An 18,839-nucleotide genomic window follows, 5' to 3' on the forward strand; every position below is an offset into this window, starting at 1 on the left:
ATCTGTCTGAAACGCAGGTAAAGGTAGCTGCACAAGCGGCCGTTGAGTGAACAAGAAGTCCTAAACGCAGTCTGTTTTGCATGTCAGAATTTTTCCGGGTCGCCCTCTGGCGTCCCGCAACCTTGAGATAGCCGTCCTCCATGTTTGGTTCCAACGACGACAAGAAGACCCCAGCTGCGGCTGGAGAGAAGAAAGGCCTGTTCGGATGGCTGCGCAAGAAGCCGCAGGAAGCCGAGCCAACGCCACCCGAATCGACCCCGACGCAGCCAGACCCGATTGTCGAAACGACGTCGCAGGTTGAGTCTCCTGTCGCCTCGCAGTCAGTGCCGGAAGCGATAACCAAAGCCGCTCCTGCGCCGCAGACGCCTGTGGAGCCGGGTGCCCCGTCGCCACAGCCGTGGTTGACCTTGCCGGTAGCGGAAGAGCCGGTGGCGCTGAGTGATGACCGTGCGCCGCATGTCACACCGGTGATCCCGGAGCAGAGCCATTTTTACAAAAGCCCTGAGCCGCAAGTGGCTGAACTGGTCGAGGCCGCGCCAGTCATTGCCGAGCCTGTAGCCGACATTGCGCCGATCAGCGTTGCAGCACCGGAAACAGCTCGACCAGAACCCGTCCAGCCAGCAGCTTTGGCAGTGCCGCCCGTTCAGGAAACCACTCCTGTTCCCGCGCCCGTTCCTGCCCCGGTACAAGAGCCTGAAAGCGCCAAGGTCGGCTTCTTTGCCCGCCTCAAGCAAGGGCTGTCGAAAACCAGCGCCAGTATTGGCGAAGGCATGGCAAGCCTGTTTCTGGGCAAGAAAGCCATCGATGATGACCTGCTGGAAGAAATCGAAACCCGCCTGTTAACGGCAGATGTCGGTGTCGAGGCCACTTCGGTCATCATTCAGAGCCTGACCCAGAAAGTCGCCCGCAAGCAGCTGACCGACGCTCAGGCGTTGTACACCTCGTTGCAGGGTGAGCTGGCCGCGATGCTCAAGCCTGTCGAGCAGCCATTGGTGATCAAGGCCGAACAGAAGCCGTTCGTGATTCTGGTGGTGGGCGTCAATGGCGCGGGCAAGACCACGACCATTGGCAAGCTGGCCAAGAAGCTGCAGCTGGAAGGCAAGAAAGTCATGCTTGCGGCCGGCGATACATTCCGCGCCGCCGCAGTAGAGCAATTGCAGGTGTGGGGTGAGCGTAACCATATTCCGGTGATTGCCCAGCACACCGGCGCCGACTCTGCTTCGGTCATCTTCGATGCCGTTCAGGCTGCCAAGGCGCGCGGCATTGACGTATTGATCGCTGATACGGCCGGTCGTCTGCACACCAAGGACAACCTGATGGAGGAATTGAAGAAGGTACGCCGCGTTATCGGCAAGCTGGACGCCGATGCTCCTCATGAAGTGCTGCTGGTGCTTGATGCAGGCACTGGCCAGAACGCAATCAATCAGGCCAAGCAATTCAACCAGACCGTCACCCTGACCGGGCTGGCGCTCACCAAACTGGATGGCACGGCCAAGGGCGGTGTGATTTTTGCTCTGGCCAAGCAGTTCGGCCTGCCTATTCGTTATATCGGTGTGGGAGAAGGGATCGACGATCTGCGGACCTTCGAAGCCGAACCCTTTGTTCAGGCTCTGTTTGCGGAGCGGGAGCGTCCATGATTCGATTCGAGCAGGTCGGTAAGCGCTATCCGAATGGACACGTCGGGTTGCATGAACTGAGCTTTCGAGTACGTCGCGGCGAGTTTCTGTTTGTCACCGGCCACTCCGGTGCGGGCAAAAGCACGCTTTTGCGCCTGTTGCTGGCCATGGAGCGTCCGACAACCGGCAAGCTGATGCTGGCCGGTCAGGACCTTGGGCAGATCAGCAATGCGCAGATCCCCTTTTTGCGCCGCCAGATCGGTGTCGTGTTCCAGAATCACCAGTTGCTGTTCGACCGCACGGTGTTCAACAACATCGCGTTGCCGTTGCAGATACTTGGCCTCTCCAAGCCAGAGATTGCCAAGCGGGTCGATTCGGCACTTGAGCGCGTGGCGCTGTCGGACAAGTCCGATCTGTACCCCGGCGATCTGTCTACAGGTCAGCAGCAGCGTGTCGGCATTGCCCGCGCCATCGTTCATCGTCCGGCGCTGCTGCTGGCCGATGAACCGACCGGTAACCTCGATCCACGCCTGGCCGCGGAAATCATGGGCGTGTTCGAAGACATCAATCGACTGGGGACCAGCGTGCTGATCGCCAGTCACGACCTGGCGTTGATTGCCCGCATGCGCCATCGCATGCTGACCCTGCAACGCGGACGCCTGATCGGTGACGGGGAGGCCGGGGTATGAGTGCTACACGTAGCCCCAAGGTGTCGGAACGCGTCGCGCCCAAAGCGGCTGACCCGTTGCCGCCGAAAAAGAACAAACAGCGTCACGACCACGATGATGACGGCCCGGACTTCAGCATGTTGCTGTCGGCCTGGCTGGAAAGCCATCGCTCCAGTCTGCTAGACAGCCTGCGTCGTCTGGGCAAGCAGCCTATCGGCAGCTTCTTCACCTGCCTGGTCATGGCGATTGCCCTGAGCCTGCCAATGGGCCTGTCGTTGCTGCTGAGCAATGTCGAGCGTCTTGGCGGTTCATGGCAGCGTGCTGCGCAGATATCCATTTACCTGAATCTGGATGCCAGCTCTGCCGACGGCACGAAAATGCGTGACGAGATCAAGGCAATGCCCGGCGTGGCAGATGCCGAGTACATCAGCAGCGATCAGGCGCTTAAGGAGTTCCAGCAGCAGTCCGGTCTGGGCGAAGCGCTCAAGGAACTGCCGGAAAACCCGCTTCCGGGCGTGGTGCTGGTAACACCGGATGAAGTGGACAAGCCTGCGCTGGAGGCCTTGCGTACCCGGCTTGCTGAACTGCCGAAGGTACAGCAGGCTCAGTTGGACCTGCTCTGGGTTGAAAGGCTGGCAGCGATTCTTAAACTGGGTGATCGATTCGTCTTCGGCTTGACGGTTCTGCTGGTCTCGGCTTTGCTGTTGGTAATTGGTAACACGATACGTCTGCACATCGAAAACCGCCGCACCGAAATCGAAGTCATCAAGCTGGTCGGTGGTACAGACAGCTACGTGCGCAGACCCTTTCTTTATATGGGCGCCCTGTATGGCTTCGGCGCAGGCATCCTGTCATGGGGGGTGCTGGCGTATGGCCTGGACTGGCTTAATGGCGCGGTTGTCGGGCTGGCAGGTCTGTACGGCAGTGACTTCTCGCTGGCTGGCGTACCGATGGCCGATGGTTTTTCGCTCTTGCTTGGAGCGGTTCTGTTAGGGTATATCGGTGCCTGGATTGCGGTCGCCCGTCACCTGCGTGAGCTGGCGCCCCGATAGAGCATCAATATTGTTTCACCAGACTGGCCTCTGAAAATCAAGGAACTTGGTTAGCGGTTCCGGGTCAATCTGGCTAGTGCTGAACTGCACATCACATGTGCGCTGGAGGTTTTTTCGTATGACCACTTCTTTGCAACCTGCTTATGCTCTAGTCCCGGGTGCGAACCTTGAGGCCTATGTGCAGACGGTCAACAGCATTCCCTTGCTGACGCCCGAGCGGGAGCGTGAACTGGCTGAGAGTCTCTACTATGAGCAGGATCTGGACGCGGCCCGACAAATGGTCCTCGCCCACCTGCGCTTTGTTGTGCACATCGCTCGCAGTTATTCGGGTTATGGTCTGGCTCAGGCTGACCTGATCCAGGAAGGCAACGTCGGCCTGATGAAGGCCGTGAAGCGCTTCAATCCGGAAATGGGCGTGCGTCTGGTTTCCTTTGCTGTGCACTGGATCAAAGCCGAGATTCACGAGTTCATCCTGCGCAACTGGCGCATCGTCAAGGTCGCCACCACCAAGGCGCAGCGCAAGCTGTTCTTCAACCTGCGCAGCCAGAAGAAGCGTCTTGCCTGGCTGAACAACGATGAAGTGCATCGCGTGGCTGAAAGCCTGGGCGTCGAGCCACGTGAAGTCCGCGAAATGGAAAGCCGTCTGACCGGCCATGACATGGCGTTCGACCCGGCAGCCGAGGCGGATGATGACAGCGCATTCCAGTCGCCAGCCAACTACCTGGAAGACCACCGGTACGACCCGGCGCGTCAACTGGAAGACGCTGACTGGACCGACAACTCCACCGCCAATCTGCACCAGGCGCTGGACGTACTGGACGAGCGCAGCCGCGACATCCTCTACCAGCGTTGGCTGGCAGAAGAAAAAGCCACGCTGCACGACCTGGCGCAGAAGTACAACGTCTCCGCCGAGCGTATTCGTCAGCTGGAAAAAAGCGCGATGAACAAGCTCAAGACGTCGATAGCTGCGTAAGGCTACCCGGCAACGAAAAACGCCCCGAGATGATCGGGGCGTTTTTGTGTGTATCAGCTATGGTGCCAATAATCTGCGTCGGCGTTCCCATGCTCCAGCGTAGGAGCGAGCTTGTTCGCGAAAGGGCCCGAGCAATCGCAGAAGATTTGGCGTTCAAAACAACGCCTTCGCGAACAAGTTCGCTCCTACAAAAGCCCTCTCGCTCCCATGCTCCCGCTCCGATTGATGCTTCCGCGTAGGAGCGAACTTGTTCGCGAAAGAGCCCGAGCAATCGCAGAAGATTTGGCGTTCAAAACAACGCCTTCGCGAACAAGTTCGCTCCTACGAAAGCTCTCCCACTCTCACGCTGGAGCGTAGGGAGCGATAATCTCCGAACTGGCGTCAGCCCATCACCAGCGACGACTGCTGTTCAGCCCCTGCAGGTACTCATTCCCACCCAGTTGACGCATCTGCTGACGAATCCAGCCCGCGCGGCGCGAGACGTAGCTGCCGGGGTGGCTGGCGCTCCATTGGCGGGGGTTGGGCAGGACGGCGGCGAGGTAGCTGGCCTGTTGGACCGACAGGGCGCTGGCGTTGGTGCGGAAGTGGTGCTGCGCGGCAGCCTGAGCGCCGAATACGCCTTCATCCCATTCGACGCTGTTCAGGTACACCTCAAGGATGCGTTCCTTGGACCACAGCAGTTCGATGAGCATCGTGAACCAGGCTTCAAGCCCTTTACGCAAGTAACTGCGGCCCGACCACAGAAACAGGTTTTTCGACACCTGCTGGCTCAGGGTACTGGCGCCACGGATCGAGCCGCCTTGCTCGTTATGCAGAATCGCCGCCTGAATCGCGTCGACGTCGAAACCCCAGTGCTCGGCAAACTTCTGATCTTCGCCGGCAATCACCGCGATTTTGAGGTTATCGGAGATCTTGTCCCACGGTTCCCAGTCGCGTTGCAGGTCGATGGGCTCACCGTCAAACCACGATTCGACCTTGCGCTCGACCATCAGTGCCGAGCCCGGTGGCGGTACCCAGCGCAGGACCAGAACCACAAGAACACTGCCTGCGGCGAACCACAGCAGGGCTTTGACGATGCGATGAAGAATAGTTTGCAGCATAGAGATGGCTTGGCCGAACCCGTTGAGCGGGCCATTATACAGACCGTGCGCCTTTCGACGATTTTTCCCTGGAGTTCCTGATGCTGCGTAGCTTTTTGATGTTGGCCGCCTTTTTCGGCTTTACCGGCGTGGCATTGGGCGCCTTTGCGGCTCACGGCCTGAAAGAGCGACTGAGCGCCGAGTACCTGGCGGTTTTTCATACCGGTGTGCTTTATCAACTGGTCCACGCGCTGGCCTTGCTTGGCGTGGCAGTGCTGGCAACGCAGGTCCCCGGACGTCTTGTCACCTGGGCCGGGTTCTCGTTCGCCATCGGCATCCTGCTGTTCTCCGGCAGCCTGTACGCGTTGACTCTGACCGGCATCAGCAAGCTGGGCATCATCACTCCGTTCGGTGGTCTGGCGTTTCTGTTTGGCTGGTCGATGCTGGGGCTGGCGGCGTGGCGGCTGGGTTCCGCGCCCTGAACGACAGGCTACGCTTGAGACGAATGGCGTGGCTTTGCCTTGGTCATACCGGCTGATCGGGCTAGAATGCTGGCCCCCTAAAATGATGGCTGCTCTCGCATGCACATTCAGTTGAACGGTGAACCCTTTGAATTGCCCGATGGCGAGACCGTCGCGGCGTTATTGACCCGCCTGGACCTTGCCGGACGCCGGGTTGCGGTGGAACTGAACCTGGATATCGTGCCGCGCAGCCAGCATGCAGCGACGGCTCTGCGCGAAGGCGATCAGGTCGAAGTGGTGCATGCCATCGGTGGCGGCTAGTTCGAACTCACACGGCCCCGAACCCCAATCTGCACGTCATAGAGGATTCCCGATGAGCAATGTTCGCAGCGACAAGCCTTTCGTCCTGGCCGGCCGGACTTTCGAGTCGCGCCTGCTGGTGGGCACCGGCAAGTACATCGACATGGAGCAGACCCGTCTGGCCATCGAAGCCTCCGGTGCTGAAATCGTCACCGTTGCCGTGCGTCGCACCAACCTGGGCCAGAACCCGGGCGAGCCGAATCTGCTCGACGTGCTGCCGCCGGACCGTTACACCATTCTGCCGAACACCGCTGGCTGCTTCGATGCCGTCGAGGCCGTGCGTACTTGCCGCCTGTCTCGTGAGCTGCTCGATGGCCGCAATCTGGTCAAGCTGGAAGTGCTGGCGGATCAGAAAACCCTGTTCCCGAATGTCATCGAAACCCTCAAGGCCGCCGAGATACTGGTCAAGGACGGTTTCGACGTCATGGTCTACACCAGCGATGACCCGATCATCGCCCGCCAACTGGCTGAAATCGGCTGCATTGCGATCATGCCGCTGGCCGGTCTGATCGGCAGCGGTCTGGGTATCTGCAACCCGTACAACCTGCAGATCATCCTGGAAGAAACCAAAGTACCGGTGCTGGTCGATGCCGGGGTCGGTACTGCGTCCGACGCCACCATCGCGATGGAGCTGGGTTGTGAGGCGGTACTGATGAACTCGGCCATCGCCCATGCTCAACAACCGGTCATGATGGCTGAAGCCATGAAGCACGCTGTAATTGCCGGTCGTCTGGCGTACCTCGCCGGGCGCATGCCACGAAAACTCTATGCCAGCGCATCTTCGCCGCTGGATGGCCTGATCAAGTAAGAGCCCGTTGATGACTGATTCGCACGTTCCGCACCCAGAGTCGCCTGCTACCGAAGAAGGCGAAGAGCGCCCGCACCGCCGCATCAAGAGTTTCGTGATGCGTGCCGGTCGCATGACCGAAGGCCAGCAGCGTGGTCTGGATCAGGGCCGCCCGCTGTTCGGCCTGGAGTTGACCGACGCGCCGGTGGACTTCGATCAGGTGTTCGGCCGCTCTGCGCCACGCACCCTGGAAATTGGTTTCGGTATGGGCCACTCGCTGCTGGAAATGGCAGCGGCTGCCCCCGAACAGGATTTCATCGGCGTTGAAGTGCATTACCCGGGCGTGGGCGCGCTGCTCAATGGTGTGCTGACCCAAGGGCTGACCAACGTGCGCGTCTATGATTGCGACGCCATCGAAGTGCTGAACCGCTGCATCGCCGATAACAGCCTTGATCGACTGATGCTGTTCTTCCCGGACCCGTGGCACAAGAGCCGTCACCACAAGCGCCGTATCGTGCAGCCCGAGTTCGCTGCATTGGTGCGCAGCAAGCTGAAGGTGGGCGGGGTGTTCCATATGGCCACCGATTGGGGCCCTTACGCGGAATACATGCTGGAAGTGATGAGCGTGGCGCCTGGCTATCGCAATCAGGCCGAAGACAACCAGTACGTGCCACGGCCTGCGGAACGGCCGATCACCAAGTTCGAACGCCGTGGTGAAAAACTCGGCCACGGTGTCTGGGACCTGAAGTTCGAGAAAGTCGACTGAATGTGCTGATCGTGCCCAATTATTTGGGCACGATCCTGCAACGTGACGCGTATCCCGTCGTTTACTGAATCTCGTCCGGCTTGACGATCACCCAGTTTTTATCCGCAGTGACCGGCAACTTCTCCTTGGCCTGAGCCTCGGCGTTAGCCTTGATCATGCCGTTCAGCTGGGTCATGTATTTGTCCTTGCGGTTGATCCACAAGTGCACGCCGCCCTTGCTCACATCGACGCTGTGAAACAGCATGTAGCCGTCGCTGGTCGGGGTATCGCCGCCGACCAGCACCGGTTTTTTCCACTGATCGATGTAGGTCAGGATCGCTGCCTGCTTGCCGGCCATCCAGGTTGCCGGCGTCCACAGGTACGGCGTCAGCTCCAGGCCCATGTTGCTTTTCGGATCATATTTGCCTGCGGTGATCTGCTTGCGTGCCGTGGTCAGTTCGCCGGTCTTGCGGTCCTTGAGCAACGTGGTCACGCCAATCACGTTCTGGGGTTTGACGTTGTAGCCGTACTTCGGATCGGCAGCGACCATGCGCACCAGCTCTTCGGACGCAGCGGTCATCACATAGACCTCGATGCCGTTTTCCATAAGCTTGTTGTACAGCTCGGTCTGCCCGGTGAACACGCGGGGCGGCTCGACGCTGAGTTGCTTGACGGTGTCGCCGTCGTAATAGGTCGCCGGGATCGGTTTTTTCAGAGCCATCAGCTCATCGACGTAGCCTTTCAGCTCCTGAAGCGTGAAGCCGGAAAAGACCTGCGCAACCCACGGGTAGCAGACCATGTCGTCTATTTCGCAAAGACGATAGTAGTAGCTGAACAGGCTTTCCTTGTGCTCGGCGGTGTCTTTGAAGGGGATCAGCTTCAGTGAAGGATCGAGTTTTTCGCGGGTAATCAGCCCTTTGTTTTCCATGTACGGCAGCAGCGATTCTTCGAGATCGAAGCGGTAGCTGGTGTTGTCCATGTCGAAGACCGCGTAATTGCCCTTGTTGGCATTTGCCGCAATCATCGCATCGAGCGCTTTGGCAGCAGGCTCGGGCCAATGCTTCAATTCGGTGGCCGCGATGGCCTGGCTGGCAAGCCCCAGACAGACGGCGGCAGCCAGCAGTTTTGGCACGAGTTTCATAGGCAATTTCCCCTTGTCGAAAAAACGAAGGGGCAGACCGTAACAAATTATTGTGAAGGCAAAAGTACGTCAGCGACCCGAAAAAGGCCAAAAGACGTCGTTTGCCCCTTTATTTGCGACGTCGAAACCAAAAACGACACTTTTGTTGCAGTTTTTCGTCAGCGGCCGCAGTTGCGCCGAAAAGCGCTGATCAGACGCGTTCCCAGACTTCGAAGTTGTAAGCAGGCTTGTCATCGACGGCGGCGTTTTCGGTGTTCGATACCAATGCCCACTGCGTCGTATCGAATTCCGGAAACCACGCGTCGCCTTCAGGGCTCAAGGCCACGCGCGTCAGGTACAGGCGGTCCGCCTGCGCAAGCCCTTGCGCATACAGCTGTGCGCCGCCGATCAGCATCACCTCGTCGACACCCTGTTCCTGCGCCCACTGCTCGGCGCGCGTCACGGCGGCGTCCAGTGAAGAGAAGACTTCAGCGCCTTCGAGTTGCAGGTCCGTCTGGCGGCTGACCACCAGGTTCAGGCGGCCGGGCAGGGGGCGGCCCAGCGAGTCCCAGGTCTTGCGACCCATGATGATCGGCTTGCCGAGCGTCGTGGCCTTGAAATATTTGAAATCCCCCGGCAAATGCCAGGGCATGGAATTGTCGACGCCGATCACTCGGTTTTCGCCGAGGGCGGCAATCAGGCTGAGGGGCAGATGAGTTTTCATGCCGCGAGGATATCAGAGGTCGCAGGGCGGGCGAATGAACTGATACGCGCCGTGCTCAGTCCGATGACAGCGGTTATGCTCACCGCAGCATTCAATCAAGAGACGCCGTGTGACTGCACTGACCCCCCTCGATACCCTCTGGCTGACCGAAGCCGTGCGCCTGCGTGAACAGCAGGCTGGCGCGCTGGATGACCAGGAAGCCAACCGTCGTGCCCGCGCCGCCGGAGGTGACCTGACTGCCCGCATAACACACCGCGCCCTTGGGCTGGCGGAACGCGACGGCATGCTTGCGGCGCTGCATCGCTGGAAGCAGGGCGCGCGTCTGGCGTTGATGGCGATGGCCGTGCTGGCCGTCATCAGCGGGGCAGGGCTGGCCTTCGCCGCGATGGGGGACGGGCAGACGCCGGTCAACGTGTTCTGGGCGTTGGGCAGCCTGCTGGGGTTGAACCTGGTGATGTTGGCGAGCTGGGCGCTAGGCCTGATCGCTGCCGGGCGCAGTAATAGCGGGCTGGGCCGTCTGTGGCTGTGGCTGAGCGAAAAGCTCGCCCGCGACGCTCAGGCAGCGCAACTCGCGCCTGCGCTGGTTCTGCTGCTGCAACGCAAACGCTTGAATCGCTGGGTGCTGGCGCTGGTGGTTCACAGTCTGTGGCTACTGGCGTTGCTCAGCGCGCTGGTAGTGCTGCTGATGCTGATGGCGACCCGGCGCTACGGCTTTGTCTGGGAAACCACGATCCTGAGCAGCGACACCTTTGTCAGCCTGACGCAGACCCTCAGTACCCTTCCGGCCTGGCTGGGTTTCAGCGTGCCGGACGAAACCATGATTCGCGCGAGCGGCAATGGCGCGCTGAGTATCGAGAATGCGCGGCAGGCCTGGGCGGCATGGCTGGTGGGTGTGCTGCTGGTGTACGGCATCGTGCCGCGTCTGTTACTGGCCGGGTTCTGCCTGTGGCGCTGGAAGCGCGGGCGAGCCGCGCTGTGTCTCGACCTTGAACTGCCGGAGTACCTTGAACTGCGCGAACGGCTGATGCCCAGCAGCGAGCGATTGGGCGTCAACGATGCCGAGCCTGCTGCGCTGCATCAGGTGAAGTCCGGCGCAGGCGCTGTTGAAAGCAATGGCGCCTTGCTGGTGGCGATCGAGCTGGATGATCAGCAGGTCTGGCCTCCGCAGTTGCCCTCGGGTGTCGCCAATGCCGGTGTTCTCGACAGCCGTGAGTCGCGCCAGAAGCTGCTGGAACAGCTGACCCACTATCCGCCTGCACGCATGCTGATCGCTTGCGACCCGCGTCGCTCACCGGACCGTGGCAGCCTGGCGTTGATCGCCGAACTGGCACGCTGCGCCGGAGCCACCCGCATCTGGCTGCTGCCTGCGCCTGGCGGGCAGACGCTCGACCCCGAGCGTCTGGATGACTGGCATGTCGCGCTCGATCATTTACAACTTCCACGCACCGACAGCGCGCCTTTGAACTGGCTGGAGACAGGTCATGACTGAAGCAGAAGGCAGCCGTGCGATCAAGCTGGCGGTGGTCGGTCACACCAATGTCGGCAAGACCTCGCTGCTGCGTACCTTGACCGGTGATGTGAGCTTTGGCGAAGTCTCCCATCGACCCAGCACTACCCGTCATGTTGAGGGCGCACGCCTTTTTGTGGATGGGCAGGCGCTGGTTGAGCTGTATGACACGCCCGGTCTGGAAGACGCCATTGCGCTGCTCGATTATCTGGAGCGCCTGGACCGCCCCGGCGAGCGGCTGGACGGTCCGGCGCGTTTGGCGCGTTTTCTGGAGGGCAGTGAAGCGCGACAGCGTTTCGAACAGGAAGCCAAGGTCCTGCGCCAGCTACTCGACTCGGATGCAGGGCTGTATGTGATCGATGCGCGTGAACCGGTGCTGGCCAAATACCGTGACGAACTGGCGGTGCTGGCCAGTTGTGGCAAGCCGTTGCTGCCAGTGCTGAATTTTGTCAGTACGCGTCAGCATCGTGAGCCTGAATGGCGAGAAGCGCTTTCTCGTCTGGGCCTGCATGCGCTGGTGCGTTTCGACAGCGTGGCTCCTCCGGAAGACGGCGGCCGACGTCTGTATGAAAGCCTGGCATTGCTCTTGGAAAGCGCGCGGCCTCGGCTGGAGCGCTTGATTGAAGATCAGGAGCAACAACGTCGGGCCAGAAAGCACAGTGCGGCGCGCCTGATAGCCGAGCTGTTGATTGATTGTGCAGCCTGCCGGCGCAGCGTCGAGACCGCTCCGGAGCAGGAGCAGCAGGCGGTGGAAGCGCTGCGCAAGGCTGTTCGCCAGCGTGAGCAGCAATGTGTCGAGGCGCTGCTCAAGCTTTATTCTTTTCGCAAGGATGATGTGTCCACCAGCGACTTGCCATTGATGGACGGCCGTTGGGGTGATGACCTGTTCAATCCGGAAACCCTCAAGTTGATGGGCGTGCGCGTTGGGGGTGGTGTGGCCGCTGGCGCGGCGGCCGGGGCGGGGGTCGACTTGATGGTCGGTGGCGTAACGCTTGGCGCAGCGGCGCTGGTCGGAGCGATTGCGGGCGGCGCTCTGTCGACGGCGCGCAGCTATGGCGGGCGGTTACTGGGCAAGCTCAAGGGGCGCAGAGAACTGACCGTGGACGATGCCGTGCTGCGCCTGCTCGCCCTGCGGCAAGGGCATCTGCTGCTGGCGCTGGGAGTCAGAGGCCACGCCGCCATCCACAGCATGGAATTGACCACGCCGCAGGACAAGACCTGGCGCAAAGGCAAAATCCCCGAGCCTCTCTCTCGTGCCCGAGCCCACCCGCAATGGTCGACGCTCAACCCGCACCCCAGACCGAATCAGGGCGAGAGGCAGGAAGCAATCGATGAACTGGCGGACGTGGTGTTGCAGGATTGAGCGTTGTTGATGCTGAAGATCGGACGCAGAGCGTCCGGAACGGCATGGCGACGCGGAGCGTCGCACGATAGTTGCGGTCTTCCAGGCACCTCTCGTTCCGCGCGCTCCAGCGTGGGAATGCCTGTCGTGACGCTCCGCGTCACACATCTGCGCTGCACCACGGACTCAAGATCGGACGCGCAGCGCCGCACGATAGTTGAGGTTATCGTTCCGCACGCTCCAGCGTGGGAACGCCTGTCGTGACGCTCCGCGTCACAAAATCTGCGCCGCACCGAACCCCGATCAGCCCCGCCATCAAGCGCTTTTCAACGTGCCGTTTGCCACTGAAAACTCGCCGCTGATTTTTTATTGATTGATCGTTCAATAAAAAATCTTTAGACTGGCCCTGTCATTTCGATACAACGATCACTGCAGACAACCGGGAGATTCGCGCCAATGCCCAAGGTCGGTATGCAACCCATCCGCCGCCAACAGCTGATCCAGGCCACGCTTACCGCGGTCGATCAGGTCGGCATGGGCGATGCCAGCATTGCCTTGATTGCCCGACTGGCAGGCGTCTCCAACGGCATCATCAGTCACTACTTTCAGGACAAGAACGGCCTGATTGCCGCGACGATGCGACACCTGATGAATGCCCTGATCCAGAACGTCCGCGAGCGCCGACAGGCGCTGACCGACGACAGCCCCAGGGCGCACCTGCAAGTGATCATCGAGGGCAACTTCGACGCCAGCCAGGTCAGCGGCCCGGCCATGAAAACCTGGCTGGCCTTCTGGGCGACCAGCATGCATCACCCTTCGCTGCACCGATTGCAGCGTATCAACGACCACCGTTTGTATTCGAACCTGTGCTGTCAGTTCCGCCGTACCTTGCCACTGGAACAGGCACGCAGCGCCGCCCGCGGGCTGGCAGCCCTGATAGACGGGTTGTGGCTGAGAGGCGCGCTGTCAGGCGATGCATTCGACACCGAGCAAGCGCAACGGATCGCTTACGAGTACATGGATTTTCAATTGGCGAAATCGGCGAGCTAAGCGCTTTCGAAGCCCGCTCACCGAACGACTGCACCAGCCTGTTGCCGAACCAAGCCGGCACACTGAAATCAGTCATCGCCCCCCACTGAATTTGCGAGGACTTTATGGCCCGTTTTGAATTGCAGAAACTTTACATCGACGGCGGCTACGTTGACGCCAGCAACCCCGAGACGTTCGACGCCATCAACCCGGCGAACGGCGAAGTCCTGGCGCAGATCCAGCGTGCCGGCAAAGACGACGTCGAGCGGGCCGTAGTTGCGGCTGAAAAAGGCCAGAAAATCTGGGCCGCCATGACGGCCATAGAGCGTTCGCGCATCCTGCGCCGTGCCGTCGACATCCTGCGTGAGCGCAACGATGAACTGGCTGCGCTGGAAACCCTGGATACCGGCAAGGCCATCTCTGAAACCCGCTACGTAGACATCGTGACCGGCGCCGACGTGCTGGAGTACTACGCAGGCCTGGTGCCCGCCATCGAAGGCGAGCAGATCCCGCTGCGTGATTCCTCGTTCGTCTACACACGCCGTGAGCCGCTGGGTGTGGTGGCGGGTATCGGCGCATGGAACTATCCGATCCAGATCGCACTGTGGAAATCCGCTCCAGCACTGGCGGCGGGCAACGCGATGATCTTCAAGCCAAGTGAAGTCACCTCGCTGACCACCCTGAAGCTGGCAGAAATCTACACCGAAGCAGGCGTGCCGAACGGCGTGTTCAACGTGTTGACCGGCAGCGGCCGTGAAGTCGGCACCTGGATCACCGAGCACCCGCGCATCGAGAAAGTCTCCTTCACGGGCGGTACCGACACCGGCAAAAAAGTCATGGCCAGCGCCTCGAGCTCGTCGCTCAAGGAAGTGACCATGGAGCTGGGCGGCAAGTCACCGCTGATCGTGTTTGACGACGCCGATCTGGACCGTGCCGCCGACATCGCGATGATGGCCAACTTCTACAGTTCTGGTCAGGTCTGCACCAACGGCACTCGCGTGTTTGTGCCGAACGCCCTGAAAGCCGAGTTCGAAGCGAAAATCCTTGAGCGTGTAAAGCGTATCCGTGCCGGTAACCCGGAAGACGAGAACATCAACTTCGGCCCGCTGGTCAGCTTCGAACACATGGAAAGCGTGCTGGGCTATATCGCCAAGGGCAAAGAGCAGGGCGCACGTCTGTTGTGCGGCGGCGATCGTCTGACCGGTGGTGTATTCGACAAGGGCGCCTACGTTGCGCCGACCGTGTTCACCGACTGCACCGACGAGATGACCATCGTGCGCGAAGAGATCTTTGGCCCGGTGATGAGCATCCTCGGTTACGACACCGAAGATGAAGTGGTGCGTCGCGCCAACGACACTGACTTCGGTCTGGCCGCAGGCATCGTGACCCGCGACCTGAACCGCGCCCACCGCGTGATTCATCTGCTGGAAGCCGGTATCTGCTGGATCAATGCCTGGGGCGAGTCGGCGGCACAGATGCCGGTCGGCGGTTACAAGCAGTCGGGTGTCGGTCGTGAGAATGGCATCAGCTCGCTGGCCCAGTACACGCGCATCAAATCTGTACAGATCGAACTGGGCGACTACGCCTCGGTTTTCTAAATACGGTTTCAGTGGCACGCGGCAGGCCTCAAGCAGACGCACTCAAAAGCTGCCTGCCGCACCCCATTTTCACGAGTATCGCCTGGCTGCTTCTGCTTGCGGCCAAGGCTTGAAACTCGCAGCTCTATGAGGGAGCCTCTATGACGACTCAATCCGAATACGACTACATCATCATTGGTGCCGGCTCTGCCGGTAACACCCTGGCAGCCCGTCTCACCGAGGACGCAGGCGTCACCGTTCTGCTGCTGGAAGCCGGTGGCCCGGACTACCGTCTGGATTTCCGTACCCAGATGCCTGCCGCCCTGGCATTTCCGCTGCAGGGCCGTCGCTACAACTGGGCCTACGAGACCGAGCCAGAGCCGCACATGAACAACCGCCGGATGGAATGCGGTCGCGGTAAAGGCCTGGGCGGCTCGTCGCTGATCAACGGCATGTGCTATATCCGCGGCAACGCGATGGACTACGATGGCTGGGCAAAAGAGCCGGGTCTTGAAGACTGGAGCTACCTCGACTGCCTGCCGTACTTCCGCAAGGCCGAAACCCGCGACATCGGCCCGAATGACTACCACGGTGGTGAAGGTCCGGTCAGCGTGACCACACCCAAGGCGGGCAACAATCCGCTGTTCCACGCGATGGTCGAGGCGGGCGTGCAGGCCGGTTTCCCGCGCACTGACGACCTCAACGGTTATCAACAGGAAGGTTTCGGTCCGATGGACCGCACCGTGACGCCTAACGGTCGTCGCGCCAGTACCGCTCGTGGTTATCTGGACGAGGCCAAGAAGCGCTCGACCCTGACCATCGTCACTCACGCGCTGACTGACCGCATTCTGTTCGAAGGCAAGCGTGCCGTCGGCGTGGCGTACCTGGTGGGCGACAGCGACACCCGCATCCAGGCCCGTGCCCGCAAGGAAGTGCTGCTGTGTGGCGGCGCGATCGCTTCGCCACAGATTCTCCAGCGTTCCGGCGTTGGCCCGGCCGAGGTGCTGAACAAGCTCGATATTCCGGTGGTTCATGACCTGCCTGGCGTAGGCCAGAATCTTCAGGATCACCTGGAGATGTACCTGCAGTATGCCTGCACCCAACCCGTGTCTCTCTACCCTTCGCTGAAGTGGTGGAACCAGCCAGCCATTGGTGCAGAGTGGATGTTCCTCGGCACCGGCATCGGCGCGAGCAACCAGTTTGAAGCGGGCGGTTTCATTCGCTCCAGCGAAGCGTTCGAATGGCCGAACATTCAGTACCACTTCCTGCCAGTCGCGATTAACTACAACGGCACCAAGGGTGTTCAGGAACACGGTTTCCAGGCGCATGTGGGTTCCATGCGCTCGCCGAGCCGTGGTCGCGTGCAGGTCAAATCCAAAGACCCGCGCGAGTATCCGAGCATCCTGTTCAACTACATGGCTTCGGAGCAGGACTGGCAGGAGTTTCGCGACGGCATCCGCCTGACTCGCGAGATCATGCAGCAACCGGCGCTTGATCCGTACCGTGGCCGTGAAATCAGCCCGGGCATTGACGTGCAGTCCGATGAGGCGCTGGACCAGTTCGTGCGCGAGCATGCCGAGACGGCTTATCACCCGTCCTGCTCGTGCAAGATGGGCACCGACGAGATGGCGGTAGTCGATGGCCAGGGTCGCGTACATGGCCTGCAGGGCCTGCGCGTGGTCGATGCCTCGATCATGCCGATCATCACCACTGGCAACCTGAACGCACCGACGATCATGATCGCCGAGAAAATCGCCGACAAGATTCGCGGTCGCCAGCCGCTGCCACGCAGCTCTGCCGACTACTTCGTCGCAGGCGACAAGCCAGCACGCGGCAAGCCGCTGCGCGAGATCAGCCACCAGGCTTGATCTGACGACTGGCGTCCTCCCCGGACGCCAGTCGTTCCGCACGCCCCGGTGTGAATGAATTTCACGACGCTTCCCGTCGCAAAAGGGACGCGGAGCGTCCTGAACGGCATACCAACGCGGAGCATTGGCACGATAGTTACAAGATTCTCTTCCTCACGCTCCAGCGTGGGAATGCATGTCTCGACGCTCTGCGTCGCAATGGACGCGGAGCATTGGCGCGAGAGCCAAAACGTTCAGATCCTACTCCCGACAGACGCCAATTGCCACTACCCCTCCGCTCTGCCACAATCGCGAATGATTCTCTTTAGTTAGAACTTTCTCATCGAGGCCGTGCGTGTCGTCAGTCCCAAGCGCTCATAGCGAAATCGTTGGTGCGTTGTATCGCGATCATCGCGGATGGCTGCTGGCCTGGCTTCGGCGCAATGTCGCCTGCCCACAACGTGCGCAAGACCTGAGTCAGGACACCTTCGTGCGCCTGCTGGGTCGGGATGAACTGCATCCGCCTCGGGAGCCGCGCGCGTTTCTGGCGACCATCGCCAAGGGCCTGATGTTCGACTACTTCCGTCGTGCCGCGCTGGAGCAGGCTTATCTCGGGGAGTTGATGCAACTGCCGGAAGCAGAGCAGCCTTCGCCGGAAGAACAGTTGCTGATTCTCGAAGACCTGAAAACCATCGATCGTCTGCTCGACACGTTGTCGAGCAAGGCACGGGCCGCGTTTCTGTATAGCCGTCTTGACGGTATGAGCCATGGAGAGATTGCCGAGCGGCTGGGCGTTTCGGTGTCGCGGGTCAGGCAATACCTGGCTCAGGCGATGCGGCAGTGCTATGTGGCGCTCTATGGCGAGCCGACATGAGCGCCAGACCTGTCTCCGCCCGTGTGCTCGATGCTGCCATCCAGTGGCAACTGGATCTGGATGGCACTCATGGCAACAGTGCTGAACTCGCCCAATGGCTGGCGGCGGACGAAGAACATGCCAGGGCCTGGCGTCAATTGGGCATGGTCAATCAACGTTTTGCCCTGCCAGCAGGTCCGGCGCGCAAGGCGTTGCAGCAATCACCCGGTACGCTGCGTCATAGCTTGCGCAAACTGGGCGGCAGTCTGGCGGTGATGTGTGTGGCGTTCGGTCTGGCACTGTTCATGGGGGATGGTTACCTGCCGGTGAATTACTGGCTGGCCGATCAACGCACGGCCACCGGCGAACAACGCGAAGTGCGCCTCGCGGACAACACCCTGATTCGTCTCAACACCCACAGCGCCATCGACGTGCGTTTCGACGCACAGCAACGCCGGATCATCCTGCAGGAGGGTGAAATACTGGTGCAGACCGGTAACCACGATGATCCACGTCCATTCATCGTGGAGACTCCGGACGGCAGCATGCGCGCACTGGGCACGCGGTTTCTGGTCAGGCGCGAGTCGGGCGGGACGCTGTTGAGCGTCTTGCAGTCGGCGGTGGCAGCCAATTCCCGCAACACCAGCGATGGACAAGTACTGCGCGCAGGCCAGCAGATCCTGTTGACTGGCAACGGTCTGGGTCCGCTGCTCAGCATGCCTTCCGGTACTGATGCCTGGACACGGGGCATGCTGGTGGTGGATAACGCCCGCCTGGCCGACCTGCTCGCCGAGCTGGGACGTTACCGTGCCGGCCATCTGGGTGTTGACCCGCAAGTCGCTGATTTGCGCATCACCGGCACCTTTCCGCTGGCGGATACCGATCTGGCGCTCAAGGCGCTGCTGCCAACGCTGCCGGTGCAGATTGAGCAGCACACGAAATGGTGGGTCAACGTGCAGGCAAAGGACGGCCAGATTGACGACAGTCCGGCAAAACTCTGAAACACACCTTTTCATGTTGCCAGCCAATTGCCCCTGACACTTTCCGGGTTTCATGCGGCTTGGTTTTACACGTCATTCAAGGGCACGCTCGGCGGTCC

Annotated in this window: 18 protein-coding genes; 15 read left to right on the forward strand and 3 right to left on the reverse strand. The window is 60.7% G+C overall.

Annotated elements, in window-relative coordinates:
* Nucleotides 1–140 precede the first annotated feature (140 nt).
* The 4 genes from ftsY (at nt 141) to rpoH (ending at nt 4,309) form a co-directional block, all read left to right on the forward strand.
* On the forward strand, nt 141–1,637 hold the full coding sequence (gene ftsY, locus I9H07_RS01245) for a signal recognition particle-docking protein FtsY (protein WP_236424099.1): 1,497 nt from the start codon (nt 141–143) through the stop codon (nt 1,635–1,637).
* The gene (gene ftsE / locus I9H07_RS01250; protein WP_003379871.1) at nt 1,634–2,305 is read left to right on the forward strand and encodes a cell division ATP-binding protein FtsE; all 672 of its coding nucleotides are present in this window, start codon (nt 1,634–1,636) and stop codon (nt 2,303–2,305) included. The genes ftsY and ftsE overlap by 4 nt, the downstream gene beginning before the upstream one ends.
* Nucleotides 2,302–3,336, forward strand: a complete 1,035-nt coding sequence (gene ftsX / locus I9H07_RS01255; protein WP_058392818.1) for a permease-like cell division protein FtsX — start codon at nt 2,302–2,304, stop codon at nt 3,334–3,336. Before ftsE ends, ftsX begins: the two co-directional genes overlap by 4 nt.
* A gap of 118 nt (nt 3,337–3,454) precedes the next feature.
* Entirely contained in the window at nt 3,455–4,309 is an 855-nt protein-coding gene (gene rpoH / locus I9H07_RS01260) for an RNA polymerase sigma factor RpoH (RefSeq protein WP_236424097.1), read from the forward strand.
* Between the two features lie 389 nt (nt 4,310–4,698).
* Here the strand turns inward: rpoH and mtgA are convergent, their stop codons facing one another.
* A complete protein-coding gene (mtgA, locus tag I9H07_RS01265) occupies nt 4,699–5,409 on the reverse strand; it encodes a monofunctional biosynthetic peptidoglycan transglycosylase (protein WP_024672811.1) in 711 nt (236 codons plus the stop codon).
* An 80-nt stretch (nt 5,410–5,489) separates the two neighbouring features.
* Between mtgA and I9H07_RS01270 the strand changes: the two genes are divergently transcribed.
* The 4 genes from I9H07_RS01270 (at nt 5,490) to trmB (ending at nt 7,762) form a co-directional block, all read left to right on the forward strand.
* The gene (locus I9H07_RS01270) at nt 5,490–5,870 is read left to right on the forward strand and encodes a DUF423 domain-containing protein (protein WP_024672812.1); all 381 of its coding nucleotides are present in this window, start codon (nt 5,490–5,492) and stop codon (nt 5,868–5,870) included.
* A 99-nt stretch (nt 5,871–5,969) separates the two neighbouring features.
* The gene (thiS, locus tag I9H07_RS01275) at nt 5,970–6,170 is read left to right on the forward strand and encodes a sulfur carrier protein ThiS (protein WP_024645177.1); all 201 of its coding nucleotides are present in this window, start codon (nt 5,970–5,972) and stop codon (nt 6,168–6,170) included.
* Nucleotides 6,171–6,222: 52 nt separating this feature from the next.
* Complete coding sequence (locus I9H07_RS01280; protein ID WP_005896373.1) at nt 6,223–7,017, forward strand: thiazole synthase; 795 nt, start codon at nt 6,223–6,225, stop codon at nt 7,015–7,017.
* Nucleotides 7,018–7,114: 97 nt separating this feature from the next.
* On the forward strand, nt 7,115–7,762 hold the full coding sequence (gene trmB, locus I9H07_RS01285) for a tRNA (guanosine(46)-N7)-methyltransferase TrmB (RefSeq protein WP_229631596.1): 648 nt from the start codon (nt 7,115–7,117) through the stop codon (nt 7,760–7,762).
* A 61-nt stretch (nt 7,763–7,823) separates the two neighbouring features.
* Here the strand turns inward: trmB and I9H07_RS01290 are convergent, their stop codons facing one another.
* Entirely contained in the window at nt 7,824–8,882 is a 1,059-nt protein-coding gene (locus tag I9H07_RS01290) for a hypothetical protein (RefSeq protein ID WP_024672813.1), read from the reverse strand.
* Between the two features lie 190 nt (nt 8,883–9,072).
* The gene (locus I9H07_RS01295) at nt 9,073–9,585 is read right to left on the reverse strand and encodes a dihydrofolate reductase (protein WP_236424095.1); all 513 of its coding nucleotides are present in this window, start codon (nt 9,583–9,585) and stop codon (nt 9,073–9,075) included.
* A 109-nt stretch (nt 9,586–9,694) separates the two neighbouring features.
* On the opposite strand from I9H07_RS01295, the gene I9H07_RS01300 reads away from it, so the two are divergent.
* From I9H07_RS01300 to I9H07_RS01330, 7 genes are all read left to right on the forward strand, one after another.
* Complete coding sequence (locus I9H07_RS01300; RefSeq protein WP_236424094.1) at nt 9,695–11,074, forward strand: DUF2868 domain-containing protein; 1,380 nt, start codon at nt 9,695–9,697, stop codon at nt 11,072–11,074.
* Nucleotides 11,067–12,455, forward strand: coding sequence for a GTPase/DUF3482 domain-containing protein (locus I9H07_RS01305; protein ID WP_236448564.1), 1,389 nt, complete (start codon nt 11,067–11,069; stop codon nt 12,453–12,455). Before I9H07_RS01300 ends, I9H07_RS01305 begins: the two co-directional genes overlap by 8 nt.
* 435 nt (nt 12,456–12,890) lie before the next feature.
* Entirely contained in the window at nt 12,891–13,484 is a 594-nt protein-coding gene (betI, locus tag I9H07_RS01310; RefSeq protein WP_010432384.1) for a transcriptional regulator BetI, read from the forward strand.
* Between the two features lie 104 nt (nt 13,485–13,588).
* Complete coding sequence (gene betB, locus I9H07_RS01315; protein ID WP_024643499.1) at nt 13,589–15,061, forward strand: betaine-aldehyde dehydrogenase; 1,473 nt, start codon at nt 13,589–13,591, stop codon at nt 15,059–15,061.
* Nucleotides 15,062–15,201: 140 nt separating this feature from the next.
* Entirely contained in the window at nt 15,202–16,908 is a 1,707-nt protein-coding gene (gene betA, locus I9H07_RS01320; RefSeq protein WP_024673539.1) for a choline dehydrogenase, read from the forward strand.
* A 334-nt stretch (nt 16,909–17,242) separates the two neighbouring features.
* On the forward strand, nt 17,243–17,761 hold the full coding sequence (locus tag I9H07_RS01325; RefSeq protein ID WP_024673635.1) for an RNA polymerase sigma factor: 519 nt from the start codon (nt 17,243–17,245) through the stop codon (nt 17,759–17,761).
* Nucleotides 17,758–18,741: a FecR domain-containing protein gene (locus I9H07_RS01330; RefSeq protein WP_236425186.1), complete on the forward strand. Its 984-nt coding sequence runs from the start codon at nt 17,758–17,760 to the stop codon at nt 18,739–18,741. Before I9H07_RS01325 ends, I9H07_RS01330 begins: the two co-directional genes overlap by 4 nt.
* Nucleotides 18,742–18,839: the final 98 nt, after the last annotated feature.

Source organism: Pseudomonas syringae, from assembly GCF_023278085.1.
In the GTDB taxonomy this organism is placed as follows: domain Bacteria; phylum Pseudomonadota; class Gammaproteobacteria; order Pseudomonadales; family Pseudomonadaceae; genus Aquipseudomonas; species Aquipseudomonas syringae_Q.